This is a genomic window from Pseudobutyrivibrio sp. ACV-2, from assembly GCF_900107545.1.
Classification (GTDB): domain Bacteria; phylum Bacillota; class Clostridia; order Lachnospirales; family Lachnospiraceae; genus Pseudobutyrivibrio.
Genome location: NZ_FNQZ01000007.1, coordinates 162,755 through 177,292, shown reverse-complemented (window position 1 = coordinate 177,292; position 14,538 = coordinate 162,755). Strand labels below are relative to the sequence as shown.

Below are 14,538 nucleotides of genomic sequence, written 5' to 3'. Positions count from 1 at the left end.
TTTTGTTCTCCTATGCAATCTTAAAGAACTTCATTTCATTATTTAAGCTTTCAGCGATACCTCTAAGGTGATTAGCCGACTCAGCAAGAGTTGAAACAGTAGCAGAAAGCTCCTCTACTGATGCACCTGTTGTCTCTGATGAAGCAGCATTTTCCTCTGAGATAGCAGAAAGTGAAGTCATAGCATTAGCAACTACTGTATTTGAAGAAACACATGTATCTGCATGGTCAGAAATCTTTGTCACACTTGAAACTGTCTCGTCGATATCATCAAGCATTCCGTGAACTGCCTCAAGAGTCTCACCTAATGCTTTCTGCTGCTCTATATTTCCATCCATAACAAAACCAGCTGCCTTAACTGCCTGTTCAGCTTCCTGTAACAGTTCATCCATTAAAACTCTGATTTCAGAAGCAAGACTTTCTGAGTTATCAGCAAGCTTTCTAATTTCCTCTGCAACTACTGCAAATCCACTTCCTGCCTCTCCAGCTCTTGCCGCTTCAATAGAAGCGTTAAGTGAAAGAAGATTTGTCTGTGAAGCGATATCAGAAATACCTTCAACACGCTCATTGATGTTTGTAACTGCATTCTGTGTTGAAGAAATCTTTGTAGCAATTTCCTCAATTTTAATAGTCATTGATGTGCTTGTATTCTGAAGAATAGCAAGTGAAGAGCTAGATGCCTCAGAAGCCTTCTTCATTCTATCTGCAAGTGATGTCATCTCTGTTGTCGAGTCCTGTACATTTTCTACAGCATCTGTAATAACATTTGTGCTCTTTGCTGCTGCCTGAATTTCCTCTGCCTGCTGTACTGCACCGCTTGCAATCTGCTGTACAGCAACTGCAACGCTTTCTGCAGTTGCAGCAATCTGATTCGCCATTAATGACAATTCATCTGAAGACTCTCCTACGTTGTTTGAAGAATCTACAATACTTCCTACGATAGATGAAAGTTTGTCCATAAGAAAGTTTGTATTATTTACAATATGTCCAAACTCATCTTCACGATCTGTGTACTCATCAATTCTGTTAAAATGTCCCTCTGCAAGCTCTGAAAGTGCGAGGTTTACCGCAAGAATAGGCTTAGTAAAGTTGTTAGCAATAAAGAAAGCAATTATTGCACCAATTATAAGAAGTACTATGCCAATTACCACAGTAGTTAATGCTGACATTCTTGCTTCATATACAACTTTGTTAATAGAAACAGTCATGCATGCTGTAACGCCAGTAATAGGCTCCTTTACATAAGAAACATATAATGGAACATCATCCATTACACATTCGTAAGTACCCTCTATCGCATCAGATGTCATAAAAGGAGTATCTGTCAATAACATAGGTTCATCATCAGCTGAAATCTCATATAGTGAATGAGCAGCTAATGTACCATCCTTATCCACAATAAATGATTCTCCGCCTGCATCAACAAGAACCTCATGTAACTGAGCTAAATCATAGCTTCTATATAAAACACCAATTATATTTTTTGTACCAGTCTGATATACTGGAACTGCAAGACAAATACTTCTGAGTTTTGTTGAGCTGCTTACCATTACCTCTGAAGCAGTGGTTTGTCCCTTCATGGCTCCCTTGAAATAATCTCTCGAAGCTACATCAGATAATTCTCTGTCATCGCTTCTAAGAACCATCTTTCCGGAGGTGTTAACAAGAGTCATCTCATTACCGTCAGCTAAAACAGAATTGATATACTGCATTTGCTTTCTTACCTTTGAACCGTTTTCACCAGAAGTAAGAAAATCTACAGTATCCTGTGAAGAGGCTACTGAATATAATGCAGATTCACCTTTTGAAAAGATAGTATTTAAAGATGCCTGCAAATACCATGCTGCCCATTCGTTATCATCCTTAGCCAACTGCTTTGCTTCTTTCGTAGAAGAATAATAGCTAATAGATGTTGCAACAAGAAGTGGAATAGCTGCGATTGCTACCATTGCAATAATCAGCTTTGTTTTTACACTTGAAAATAGTGATGCCTTAAATTTCATTGTCATACCTCCATGTATTTTTTGTGTTTAATTTGTGTTATTTTCGTGAACATGTTTTGCATTATAGCATTGTTTTATAACGTTGTCTTGTATTTATACGAGTACAATTAGCAATTTAGCACAATTTATTCATGTTATATATAGTGCAATTTGCACATAGAAAAAGAGAGACTAAAACTTTATCGCTTTAATCTCTCTTTCATAGTAAACAATAAAATATAAATAATCTTAATTAATTCTGTACATAAAAAACAAACTATCTTCTAGCAGCATAGGCCATAATAGCCGCAACAGTTTTTGCATCTTGAATTTTTCCTGAATAGCACATTTCCATTAAATCTTCGAGTTTCCATGATTCAACGTTAATATCTTCAGATTCGTCTAGATGCTGTCCTCCCAGTTTCTGTAAATCTGTAGCAAGATACACATCTATCATTTCATCACAGAAGGCAACCGTAGACTTAAGTGAAAGAATTTTTTCTAATTTTCCTGCTTTATAGCCCGTTTCCTCCTCTAACTCTCTTGCCGCACAAATAGATGTATCTTCATTTAAAGAATCACGTTTTCCCGCCGGCACCTCTAACGTTTCCCTCTCAAGTGCATTCCTATATTGACGTACCATAAGAATTTTGCCATCTGGTTCAACAGCAAGGACACAAGCAGCTCCCATTCGATGACTTACAAAATCCCACTTCTCAGTTTTTCCATTAGGAAGTTGCATTGTATCTTCATATATATCCAGAATTGTGCCCCTATGTATTAATTTTCTATCGATTCTTTTTAACTGATCCATTTTGTTCTCCATTAAAATAAGCGGCTGGAAAACCAACCGCCTAAAAATTTACTTCGCGTAATCGGTAACTCGTGATTCACGAATTACATTCACCTTGATCTGTCCAGGATATTCTAGCTGATTCTCAATCTGCTTTGAAATATCCCTAGCCATGATGACCATATCGGCATCTGTAACCTGTTCAGGAACCACCATGATTCGAATCTCTCTACCTGCTTGAATAGCAAAAGATTTATCAACACCCTTGAAGCTGTTAGAAATCTCTTCAAGTTCTTTTAATCTGTTTGTGTATGTCTCCATAGCCTCGCGACGTGCTCCAGGTCTTGCTGCACTAATTGTGTCAGCCGCCTGTACGATGCAAGCTATAAGTGTCTCTGGCTCTACGTCGCCATGATGTGCCTCAACAGCATTTACTACTGTCTGAGACTCTTTGTACTTACGGCAGAGATCTGCACCAAGCTGTACGTGTGTACCCTCCTGCTCTCTATCTACTGCCTTTCCAATGTCATGGAGTAAACCAGCTCGTTTAGCTACTCTTACATCAAGACCAAGCTCTGCAGCAAGTAATCCTGATAACTGAGCAACTTCGATAGAATGCTTTAACACATTCTGCCCGTAGCTAGTTCTGAATTTCATCTTTCCAAGTAATCTAAGAAGTTCAGGATGAATTCCCTGAACACCAACCTCAAGTGCAGCGGCATCGCCTTCCTCACGGATTTGCTGTTCAACTTCCTTCTTAGCTTTTTCTACAGTCTCTTCAATTCTAGCTGGATGAATTCGACCATCAACGATGAGTTTTTCAAGTGCAATACGTGCAATTTCACGTCTCACTGGATCAAATGCAGATAAGATAACTGCCTCTGGTGTATCATCAATGATAAGCTCAACACCTGTCATTGTCTCAAGTGTACGGATATTTCTACCCTCACGACCAATGATACGACCCTTCATTTCATCGTTTGGAAGCTGTACTACGGAAATAGTAGTCTCTGCCACATGATCTGCTGAACATTTCTGAATAGCACTAACTACGATTTCTCGTGCTTTTTTTTCTGCCTCATCCTTTGCTTGTGCAAGGCTTTCCTTGATAAGCTTTGCTGCGTCTAGTTTGACGTCTTCTTCTACAGATTTTAAAAGTTGTTCTTTTGCTTGTTCGGAGGTAAGTCCTGAGATTCTTTCTAGTTCCTGTACGCGCTGCTGATTAAGCTTTGCTACTTCCTCGCGCTGTTTGTTAAGCTGCTGTTCCTGACGAGCAAATTCTGCTTCACGTTTTTCAACGGCATCAAGCTTTTTCTCAAGGTTATCTTCCTTTTGAGAAATTCTATGCTCGCTACGCTGGATTTCTGCTCTGCGCTCGCGGATTTCTTTGTCGAGATCATTCTTCTGCTTCATGACATCTTCCTTTGCCTCAAGCATTGCCTCTCTCTTCTTTGCCTCCGCACTCTTAACTGCTTCATCAATGATTTCACGAGCCTTTTCCTCAGCAGAACCAATCTTTTTCTGACCTTGTTTCTCGTGAATGTTGTTTGAAACAACAAGAGTCGCAACAACTGCAACTACAACAGCAACGATAGCTACAATAATCGTCACTGCCACAGGAGCACCTCCTTATTAAATTCTTAATTGAATATAAAATAAAAGCTATAAAGGCTCTCATTTATACATATCAATGTAAATAGTTTAACTTTATAATGGGTTTATGTCAAGACTGTGCATACAATATATAGTGTATCAAAGCTATCTATAATTGCTTATATTCTCTAGCTTAGCGCACGATTGATTGTGTCCGATGAAAATCCCCTGGATGCAAGGAAGCGATAAATTTTTCCACGGTCCTCATAGGTGGCAGTTTCCTTGTCATAATGCTTTTTTGCAAGAAGTTTTTCTATTAAATCCTGCTCATCGACTGTGTATTCTTCATCTAATACACGCTCAATAATATCTGAAGAAATACCTTTGCCTAAAAGATCCTGCTTTAACCGCTGTCTGCTGCGACTATCCTGATAAAAGCGCACATGACTTGCAGCCATTCTGGCATCGTCTATGTAACCATAGTCGTTTATATAGTCTATAGCGATATCAATAATATCAGAAGAATAGCCGCCTTCTGAAAGCTTATCTCGTAAGTTTTTCTCTGAGCGATCCTGTTTTTCCAGCAGATGAAGGGCTCGTTTTTTACATCTGGGAATAAGAATTTCTGTAAGGATTTCTTCGTATTGAAGTTCTGACAGTTCTGCTCCTTCTTCTATTCCATAATGCTCATATTCTTTTTTATATAGAACAAAATCTGCCCCGTTATCGAGACAGATTTTAGCTCTTCCCTTGGTTAATTTAACAAGAGATGTAATTTCCATGATTACTCAACAACCTCTACATCGTCCTTTTCACCACCAACGAGTCCAACTTCACTTTCGTCAGCCTCTGCATAGTGATCACGAATTGCACTGGCGATTTCTTCGCAAACTTCTGGGTTCTGCTTTAGATAGTTCTTTGCATTTTCACGACCCTGACCAATCTTTTCGCCAAGATATGCATACCATGCACCAGATTTCTGAACAATATCAAGATTTGTAGCTACATCAAGAATATCGCCTTCGCGGGAGATACCCTCACCAAACATGATATCAAATTCTGCTTCTCTGAATGGTGGTGCCACCTTGTTCTTAACGATTTTAGCACGAGTTCTGTTGCCGATGACTTCACCGTTCTGCTTTAATGCCTCGATACGACGTACATCAATACGAACTGATGCATAGAACTTAAGCGCACGTCCACCTGTAGTAGTCTCTGGATTACCAAACATAACACCAACCTTTTCACGAAGCTGGTTGATGAAGATAACTACACAATTAGTCTTTGCAACAATACCTGTAAGCTTTCTCATAGCCTGTGACATAAGACGTGCATGAAGACCTACATGGCTATCACCCATATCTCCGTCGATTTCAGCCTTTGGTACAAGTGCTGCAACTGAATCCACTACGATAATATCCATAGCGCCCGAGCGAACCATAGTCTCTGTGATTTCAAGTGCCTGTTCACCATTGTCTGGCTGAGAAATATATAAATCATCAATGTTAACACCGATAGCCTTAGCATATTTAGGATCCAATGCGTGCTCAGCATCGATGAAGCCTGCAATACCGCCAGCCTTTTGAACCTCTGCTACTGCATGAAGTGCAAGTGTAGTCTTACCAGAAGATTCAGGTCCATATATTTCGATGATACGGCCCTTAGGAAAACCACCCTGGCCAAGAGCTATGTCAAGACTGATAGAACCTGTAGGAACTGTCTCTACCTGGATGTTAGCACCCTCGCCAAGCTTCATTACTGAGCCCTTACCATATTGTTTTTCTATCTGAGAAATCGCTGCATCTAAAGCTTTTAACTTATCTTCGTTTGCCATTTTATAAAACCTCCGTTCGGAACAATTGTTCGTTCTTTAAATATAATAATAGTGAAATGGGTATTAAATGTCAACAACAAATTGGGATAAAAATTTTAGAATATAAAACAAAAAACAAAAAGACAGTGGCGATTGCCACTGCCCATTACTATACATATCTATATGATATAAGTCAAGCATTTTTATAACGCATTATAAACCTAGTTTGTACCAAACTCTGATAATACAAGACCTTCGTTTCTATCCTGTACCATTCCCACTGACCATGAATTGACAAACAATAAAAGTGGTCTGTCACGTAAATCCTTTATTTTTTTCATGTCAGAGGTACCGGAGATTTTATTTATATCGTAATCTCCTTCAATCCATCTGATGTGTTCGTATGGAAGATTTTCAAGACCGATTTCTACGTTGTATTCGTTGTTTAAACGATACTTTAAAACATCAAACTGAAGTACACCTACAACACCAACGATGATTTCTTCCATACCAGTGTTGAACTCCTGGAATATCTGAATAGCACCTTCTTGAGCAATCTGGGTGATACCCTTCATGAACTGTTTACGCTTCATGGTATCTATCTGGCGAACACGAGCAAAATGCTCAGGCGCGAAGGTTGGAATACCCTCGAATTGGAATGGCTTTTTAGCTGAGGTAAATGTATCACCAATGCTATAAAGACCCGGATCAAATACACCAATGATATCGCCTGCATAGGCCTTATCAACGATTTTACGTTCATCAGCCATCATCTGCTGTGGTGCTGAAAGCTTAGCTTTTCTTCCCCCCTGTACGTGAAGATAATCTTTTGTAGCATCAAAAGTACCTGAGCAGATACGAAGGAATGCCACTCTATCTCTATGGGCTTTGTTCATGTTTGCCTGAATCTTAAATACAAATGCCGAGAAATCCTCAGAGAATGGACTTATTTCTCCAATATCACTCTTACGAGGAAGTGGACTATAGGTCATCTTAAGGAAATGTTCAAGGAATATCTCAACACCAAAGTTGGTAAGAGCTGAACCAAAGAACACTGGAGAAAGCTCACCCTTGGTAACAAGCTCCTGATCAAATTCTGCGCCTGCGCCATCGATAAGCTCAAGCTCTTCAATAAGCTGATCATATTTATCCTGACCGATTTCATCCTTTAGAGTAGGGTCATCGATTGATAGGATGCGTTCTTCTCCCTGCTTTGTACCCTTTTGAGTATCAGAGAACATACGGACAGTACGCTCATTTCTATCATATACACCCTTGAAGCCTTTACCAGAGCCGATTGGCCAGTTAACAGGAACTGTTGCAATGCCAAGTTCGTTTTCAATATCATCTAAAAGCTCAAAGGTATCGTTGGCATCTCTATCCATTTTGTTGATGAATGTAAAAATAGGAATGTGTCTCATAACACATACTTTGAAAAGCTTACGTGTTTGAGCCTCTACACCCTTGGATGCATCGATGACCATTACAGCAGAATCTGCTGCCATAAGTGTACGATATGTATCCTCTGAGAAGTCCTGATGTCCTGGTGTATCAAGGATATTTATGCAGTAGCCATCATACTCAAACTGAAGTACTGAAGATGTAACAGAAATACCTCTTTCCTTTTCGATTTCCATCCAGTCAGAAACAGCATGACGAGCTGTTGCCTTACCTTTAACTGAACCGGCCAGATTAATCTGTCCACCATATAACAAAAACTTTTCAGTAAGTGTAGTCTTACCTGCATCAGGATGGGATATAATCGCAAATGTACGACGTCTTTTAATCTCTTCTTCTACTGTAAAAGCCATCTAAACCTCCAAATAAAAACATTTCTATAGATAAACCGAAAAATAGCCTGTACCGCAAGGTACAGGCCATAAATTCAAAATTGCAAGCGGTAAATTAGTATTTACGCTTTCTAGCAGCCTCAGACTTCTTCTTACGCTTTACTGAAGGCTTCTCATAGTGCTCACGTTTACGAATCTCCTGCTGGATGCCAGCCTTAGCACAGTTTCTCTTAAATCTACGAAGAGCGCTGTCTAATGACTCGTTTTCTTTAACTGTAACATATGACATAGTCTAATCCTAACCTCCCTCCATTTGGGGACTTGTACTCATTAATCTAAAAGCACTAACAAGCATTTTAGCATATATTTCTATTTTGTCAACAATAATCACACAATTTTACGACTTCTAGTATTTTATTATAAAAAAAATTATGTTTTAAGCTTCAAAGCTAGTATATCTACCATCATCATTCCTATGGTGTTGTTTCTTTGGATATGCCATTGCAGATTATATTTCGCCCAAAAAGGAGTTTCCTAAAACTAAGAAACTCCTTAATTATCAAGAATTTTTATTAAAGCATACCTTCAAGTACATTCTTTGCTTCAGCAAGGCAATCATTAATTCCTGCTGGATTCTTACCGCCGGCCTGAGCCATGTTTGGACGACCACCGCCGCCACCGCCGACCTTTGGTGCAATAGCCTTTACTAGATTTCCCGCGTGTGCTCCCTTTGACTGAGCATCATCTGTAACCATAACTACAAGATTAACCTTGCCATCACAGTCAGATGCAAGAACGATAACGCCCTCTCCAAGCTTAGTCTTGAGGTCATCTCCAAGGTCGCGAAGTCCGTTCATGTCAACACCTGCAACTGATGTAGCAAGAAGCTTAACGCCCTTAACTTCAACTACAGATTCCATAACATCGCCTACTGCAGCCTGTGCTGCCTTAGCCTTCATAGACTCAAGCTCAGAATTTGTTTCCTTGAGCTGCTTCTGAAGATGTGCGATTTTTTCCTCTACATCTGCTGGCTGACACTTAAGAGCTGCAGCTGCAGCATTAAGCTTCGCCTCAATGTCAGCATAGTGTTCAAATACAGCTGCACCTGTGATAGCTTCGATACGACGAGTACCAGCTGCTACACCACTCTCTGAAAGAATCTTGAATGCAGAAATCTCAGATGTATTAGATACATGTGTACCACCACAAAGCTCCGTTGAGAAGTCGCCCATCTTAACTACGCGAACTTCATCGCCGTACTTTTCTCCGAAGAGAGCCATGGCTCCTGACTTCTTAGCTTCGTCGATAGACATGATAGCTGTAGTAACTGCAAGTCCTTCAGCAATCTTGTCGTTAACCATCTTTTCAACCTTTGCGATCTCTTCTGCTGTCATTGCTGAGAAGTGAGAAAAATCGAAACGTGTTCTGTCAGCATCCTGGAATGAACCCTTCTGCTCTACGTGTGTACCAAGCACCTCACGAAGTGCCTTCTGAAGAAGGTGAGTAGCTGAATGGTTCTTGCAGATGCGAGCACGTCTTGCAGCATCAACCTTAAGTGTAACCTTATCACCAGTCTTAATCATGCCTGACTTCATTTCACCAACATGACCGATTTTGCCACCCTTAAGCTTGATTGTATCTTTTACTTCAAACTCACCATTTGGTGTGCAGATGATACCAGTATCACCAGTCTGTCCACCCATTGTAGCGTAGAAAGGTGTTTCTGGAACGATGATTGTTCCAACAGTACCTTCTGTGATTGTGTCAACGATTTCTGTCTCTGTAGTAAGTACTGTGACTGTAGACTCAGATGTAGTCTTGTCATAGCCAACAAACTCAGATGTAACAGAAAGATCAATATCGTCATAAACAGATGCATCAGCACCCATGTAATTTGTTTCTTTTCGAGCAGCACGAGCCTTCTGTCTCTGCTCTTCCATACAAGCTTCAAAGCCTGCAGCATCATATGAGAAGCCCTTTTCCTCAAGGATTTCTGCTGTAAGATCTACAGGGAATCCATAAGTATCGTAAAGCTTGAATGTGTTCTCACCAGAAAGCTCCTTTGAGCCAGATGCCTTAAGCTCATCTTCCATCTTTGCAAGGATTTCAAGACCCTTATCGATAGTCTTGTTGAACTGCTCTTCTTCGGCTGTAAGAGTCTTGAAGATGAATTCTCTCTTTTCCCAAAGCTCTGGATAGCCATCCTTACATTCATTGATAACAGTCTCAGAAAGCTTTGCCATGAAAATACCATCAATACCAAGAGCTCTACCGTGCTTTGCAGCACGTCTGATAAGACGACGAAGAACATAGCCTCTACCCTCGTTTGAAGGTGTAACACCATCAGATACAAGGAATGTAGATGAACGAATATGATCAGTGATAAGACGGATAGAAACATCATCAAGAGCATCTACCTGATACTTCTTGCCTGACATCTCACAAATCTTGTCACGAATAGCCTTCATAGTATCGATATCAAAAACAGAGTCAACATCCTGCATAACTACAGCAAGACGCTCAAGGCCCATACCTGTATCGATATTCTTCTGAGCAAGCTCCTCATAACCGCCGTGACCATCACCATTAAACTGTGTGAATACGTTGTTCCAAACCTCCATGTAACGGTCGCAATCACAACCAACCTTACAATCTGGCTTACCACAGCCATATTTCTCACCACGGTCATAATAAATCTCTGAGCAAGGACCGCAAGGACCAGCACCGTGCTCCCAGAAATTATCACATTCACCTGTCTCAGGATCACGGTAGAAACGAGTAATGCGCTCTGGAGCAACTCCCACTTCCTTAGTCCAAATTTCAAAAGCTTCCTCGTCCTCGCCATAGATAGATGGATAGAGACGATTTGGATCAAGCTTTAATACCTCAGTAAGGAATTCCCAAGACCAAGCAATAGCTTCGTGCTTAAAATAGTCGCCAAATGAGAAGTTACCAAGCATCTCAAAGAATGTAAGATGGCGAGCTGTCTTACCTACGTTATCAATGTCTCCTGTTCTAACACATTTTTGACATGTAGTAACGCGCTTTCTTGGTGGAATCTCCTGACCTGTGAAGTATGGCTTAAGTGGGGCCATACCAGCATTTATGAGCAACAAAGAGTTGTCATTTTGTGGTACAAGAGAAAAGCTGTTGAGGCAAAGATGATCCTTGCTCTCAAAGAACTCCAAGTAGGCGCGTCGTAAATCATTTACACCATTATTCAAAACAAAAGTCCTCCAAAAATTATTCCTCGGAAGGTGTATCTGCCATTGTGTTGATACCCTTCTTTCTGTCGTTGGATTTGCGAAGCTTTACACCAATGAAGCCACCACATATACCCAACGCAACGAGTATGATCATTTTGATAAGATAACTTGCAAAACTAGATAAAAATGCAGACATAGCAGTTCCTCCTCTAATTTCCAAAATCTTTATTGCATACTTACACTAATTATAATCTAATGCATTTTTAAATTCCATACGAATTTTTGAATTTTCAGTGAGAAATCATCGTAAATTTCTCTTATGATAAAACTGAAGTTGTTGAACATACCCCTGAAATCCTGGGTATGTATTATTGATGTAATCCAAATACTCTTTTTGAGAATACTGTGCATAATCCTCGGTTATTATCTTTTTCATCCAGGTATCTATTGGGTAGCTTTCCATAAAATGAAAACCATAAAGCATAATACAATTGGCAACCTTTGGCCCAATACCCTTTATTTCAAGGAGGCTCTTGTAGGCTTTATCATAAGGCAGCTTACTGATACTTTTGATATCAAGCTTACCATCTACCACTGCTTTTGAAATACCTATGATATAATCTGCCCTGTAGCCTAAAGCTGTACCATTCATAAGTTCACTTTCAGGGATATAAGCTAAATCTTCAGGCTTTGGAAAATGAATTCCGTCTGAATATCTGTCACATAAAGTCTGAATTGATTTTTTAATCTTTGGGATATTATTATTTTGTGATATAACATAAGAAATAAATACTTCCCACAAATCCTGTCGTAAGATTCTCATACCAAAGGAATCCTTTAAGGCATCCTTCAAAAACGAATCGTTACTTTTTCTAATATCGTCGTTATATTTGACATAATCTGTAGCAAAATCGAAATATTGCTGCCAGAACTCCCAGGCATTTTCATCGCATGCAAAGTCCCATTCATCTGTCTTGTTATTCAGATAAAAATATATGTCATAACTTCCCGAACATGCACTATAGGTATCAGGCATCCCATCAGCGCCCTTTGTCTCGCGCTTCATTCTAAATACCTGGCCTGAATTCATTATAACTTCAGGATTAAATTCTTCTGCTGAAAGCATCTTACTAAATACCATTCTAATCCTCGATTTCAAATAACATATTTTCCTGGTCTATATCTACTACTCTGTCTTTAAGATTTGCAATACCAGGGCGACTTTTAAATCTCTCCACCCATTTATATTCTCCCCACATATGCATAGGGAAGATGTGGTCACAATCTATATTTTTTATAAAGTGCTCCATTCCAAGGAAGTATCCATCCTCTCCCATACGGGAATCCAATACCACAAAGCCTAAATCAAAGTGTCTGTTTGTGATAGGCCTTAGAGCCCTTTTATATTCCCTGCCATATACCTCACCATAAAGCTCACCTCTACCTTCAGCATTCCACCAGTTTAAGTCCCCTGCATGATATATATTCATATCATTAACATTTATCACAAAGGCTACACCTGAATCAGTGGAACGAAGTGTTTCGATAGTCATATCATCTACATGATATTTTTTTAGAGGTGCCACAAATGTAATCTTATCTCTGATAGATAAATCAAATCCGTTTCTAATTAGGAAGTTTCTTCCTAGCTTAATATCCTTCGACAAAATATAGTGGATATTCCCCCGATCATTTGCCCACCTTAAAGTCTCTATCCACCAATGGTCCTTATGGCTGTGACTTGAAAATACATATAAATATTTTTCAGGATTAAGCGTCGGCAAGCCTCCCTTAAATACAACTGTGTCTTTGACAACTTCTTTATTAAAATAATCAAATAGTAAATATCTGTCCTCAAGCTCAACCAAAAAACAGCTATGCATTATGTAATATACTTTATACATTATTTACACCCTTTTCATCATACTGCTGTCCATTATAACACAATAGGCCCAGACAGAACATCTGTCTAGGCCTACTAAAAGCAAAGTTATAAATTTATCTGGCAACACGCGCCATAGCTTCATCAAAATCCTTTGTTCCAACGAATACCTGGTTAGAATATGGATTTCCACCAATTCTGATAGAATTTCTGATGATAACTGCGATACAAACAACGTTAACTGCAAGTGCCATCATTGCTACAAAGCCCTGCATTGAAGGGTCAGCTGTGATTCCCATAGCTGCGATAGCATCACCAGCTGCTACTGTCTTGCCCTGGCCTGCATTGTAAAGACCGATAGCCTTTTCGTAGAGGTCCATAGTAGTAACACCAGCCTCAACTGCGCCACCATAAACACGTGGAAGAACAGCTGCGAATGTACCCTTAAGCTGGAAAAGAGGTACTACCTGAGCCCACATACACCAGATAGCAAGTGTGTTTGCACGGTTCTGAATCCATGCACCCTTGTTCCAAAGAGCATTAGCAAATGTAGGAGCAAGAAGAAGTGCAACACCACAGTACCATGTATGTGTTGGGAGATTTAAGTATGTGTACTCAAAGTTCCATACATCATAAGCGATGATAAACCAGATTGTCATATCAGGCCAGATCATATCTGACTGATTCTTGTCTTTTGATGTGTAAAGCTTTACACAACCTGTCATACAGAAGATGTTGATAAGACCAGCGATAGCGTTAACAACGTTCCACCATCCACCGTAGATGAATACACCTTCGTTTGAAGCCCACCAAGCACCTGAGAAATCACCAGTAATTGCATAAGCTGCGAGGGCTGATTCCATATCAGAAACGTTTGCAATCATGATATTAGCTGCAACGATGAACCATGGCCACCAAGCGAACCATTTTTCTTTACCAATGCCCCACTTGTACTTAATCATCATGAAGCCGACACATCCGATGTCTGCTGCATAAAGCTTAAAGTAATGGAACCATCCATCCATATAAGCAACTGTAGGGTTAGCTGCTCCACCAAACATACCAACATGTGCAAGAATGAAGTAAACTGTGAGAATACATGGGATGATTACAAAAATAATCATACCGCCAAGCTTAGTACGACGACCAAGTTCGTTCATAACAATTAAGCCGGCAAATACGAGGCACCAGCCTAAAATCTGCCAAAGATTATTAATTTGGAAAAACATTTTTCCATCCTCCTTATTAATATAATATTGAGAAACACATTTTCTCTCCTCTGCTAATTAATTATACTCACATGAGAACTAAATACAATGAGGTAGCTGTTAAACTTTTTAATACTTTTTTTATTATTTGTACTATCATCAGCCTCTTGTTTCATAGTGTGTGGTTTTTAACTGTCCCCTTAAATCCCAAGCATTTTGGGCTGTTCCCAATCAGTATAAACAGGATTTAAATTTGCAAAGCATGGGATAAC

12 protein-coding genes are annotated in these 14,538 nt (G+C 39.6%); all 12 read right to left on the bottom strand.

Features of this window, described 5'->3' with window-relative positions; all coding sequences use genetic code 11:
* Nucleotides 1-10: 10 nt before the first annotated feature.
* Nucleotides 11-2,002 (bottom strand): methyl-accepting chemotaxis protein, encoded by a 1,992-nt coding sequence (locus BLV53_RS09460; protein ID WP_242879072.1) that lies wholly within the window; start codon nt 2,000-2,002, stop codon nt 11-13.
* A 256-nt stretch (nt 2,003-2,258) separates the two neighbouring features.
* Nucleotides 2,259-2,795: an NUDIX hydrolase gene (locus tag BLV53_RS09455; protein ID WP_090300207.1), complete on the bottom strand. Its 537-nt coding sequence runs from the start codon at nt 2,793-2,795 to the stop codon at nt 2,259-2,261.
* A 48-nt stretch (nt 2,796-2,843) separates the two neighbouring features.
* Nucleotides 2,844-4,367 carry a ribonuclease Y gene (gene rny, locus BLV53_RS09450; protein ID WP_442960180.1) on the bottom strand — a complete coding sequence of 508 codons (1,524 nt, stop codon included), beginning with the start codon at nt 4,365-4,367 and terminating at the stop codon, nt 2,844-2,846.
* A gap of 188 nt (nt 4,368-4,555) precedes the next feature.
* A complete protein-coding gene (locus BLV53_RS09445) occupies nt 4,556-5,149 on the bottom strand; it encodes a regulatory protein RecX (protein WP_090300204.1) in 594 nt (197 codons plus the stop codon).
* Nucleotides 5,150-5,151: 2 nt separating this feature from the next.
* Nucleotides 5,152-6,201 carry a recombinase RecA gene (gene recA / locus BLV53_RS09440; RefSeq protein WP_090300202.1) on the bottom strand — a complete coding sequence of 350 codons (1,050 nt, stop codon included), beginning with the start codon at nt 6,199-6,201 and terminating at the stop codon, nt 5,152-5,154.
* Between the two features lie 200 nt (nt 6,202-6,401).
* On the bottom strand, nt 6,402-7,991 hold the full coding sequence (locus BLV53_RS09435) for a peptide chain release factor 3 (RefSeq protein WP_090300200.1): 1,590 nt from the start codon (nt 7,989-7,991) through the stop codon (nt 6,402-6,404).
* Between the two features lie 94 nt (nt 7,992-8,085).
* Nucleotides 8,086-8,259 carry a 30S ribosomal protein S21 gene (rpsU, locus tag BLV53_RS09430; RefSeq protein ID WP_015549455.1) on the bottom strand — a complete coding sequence of 58 codons (174 nt, stop codon included), beginning with the start codon at nt 8,257-8,259 and terminating at the stop codon, nt 8,086-8,088.
* A 283-nt stretch (nt 8,260-8,542) separates the two neighbouring features.
* Entirely contained in the window at nt 8,543-11,194 is a 2,652-nt protein-coding gene (gene alaS / locus BLV53_RS09425) for an alanine--tRNA ligase (protein ID WP_090300198.1), read from the bottom strand.
* Between the two features lie 19 nt (nt 11,195-11,213).
* Nucleotides 11,214-11,372 (bottom strand): hypothetical protein, encoded by a 159-nt coding sequence (locus BLV53_RS17035; RefSeq protein WP_170830810.1) that lies wholly within the window; start codon nt 11,370-11,372, stop codon nt 11,214-11,216.
* Nucleotides 11,373-11,477: 105 nt separating this feature from the next.
* Complete coding sequence (locus BLV53_RS09420) at nt 11,478-12,317, bottom strand: DNA-3-methyladenine glycosylase 2 (RefSeq protein ID WP_090300196.1); 840 nt, start codon at nt 12,315-12,317, stop codon at nt 11,478-11,480.
* A gap of 1 nt (nt 12,318) precedes the next feature.
* Nucleotides 12,319-13,080, bottom strand: coding sequence for an MBL fold metallo-hydrolase (locus BLV53_RS09415; RefSeq protein WP_090300194.1), 762 nt, complete (start codon nt 13,078-13,080; stop codon nt 12,319-12,321).
* Between the two features lie 94 nt (nt 13,081-13,174).
* Complete coding sequence (locus BLV53_RS09410; protein ID WP_090300191.1) at nt 13,175-14,287, bottom strand: DUF5692 family protein; 1,113 nt, start codon at nt 14,285-14,287, stop codon at nt 13,175-13,177.
* Nucleotides 14,288-14,538 lie beyond the last annotated feature (251 nt).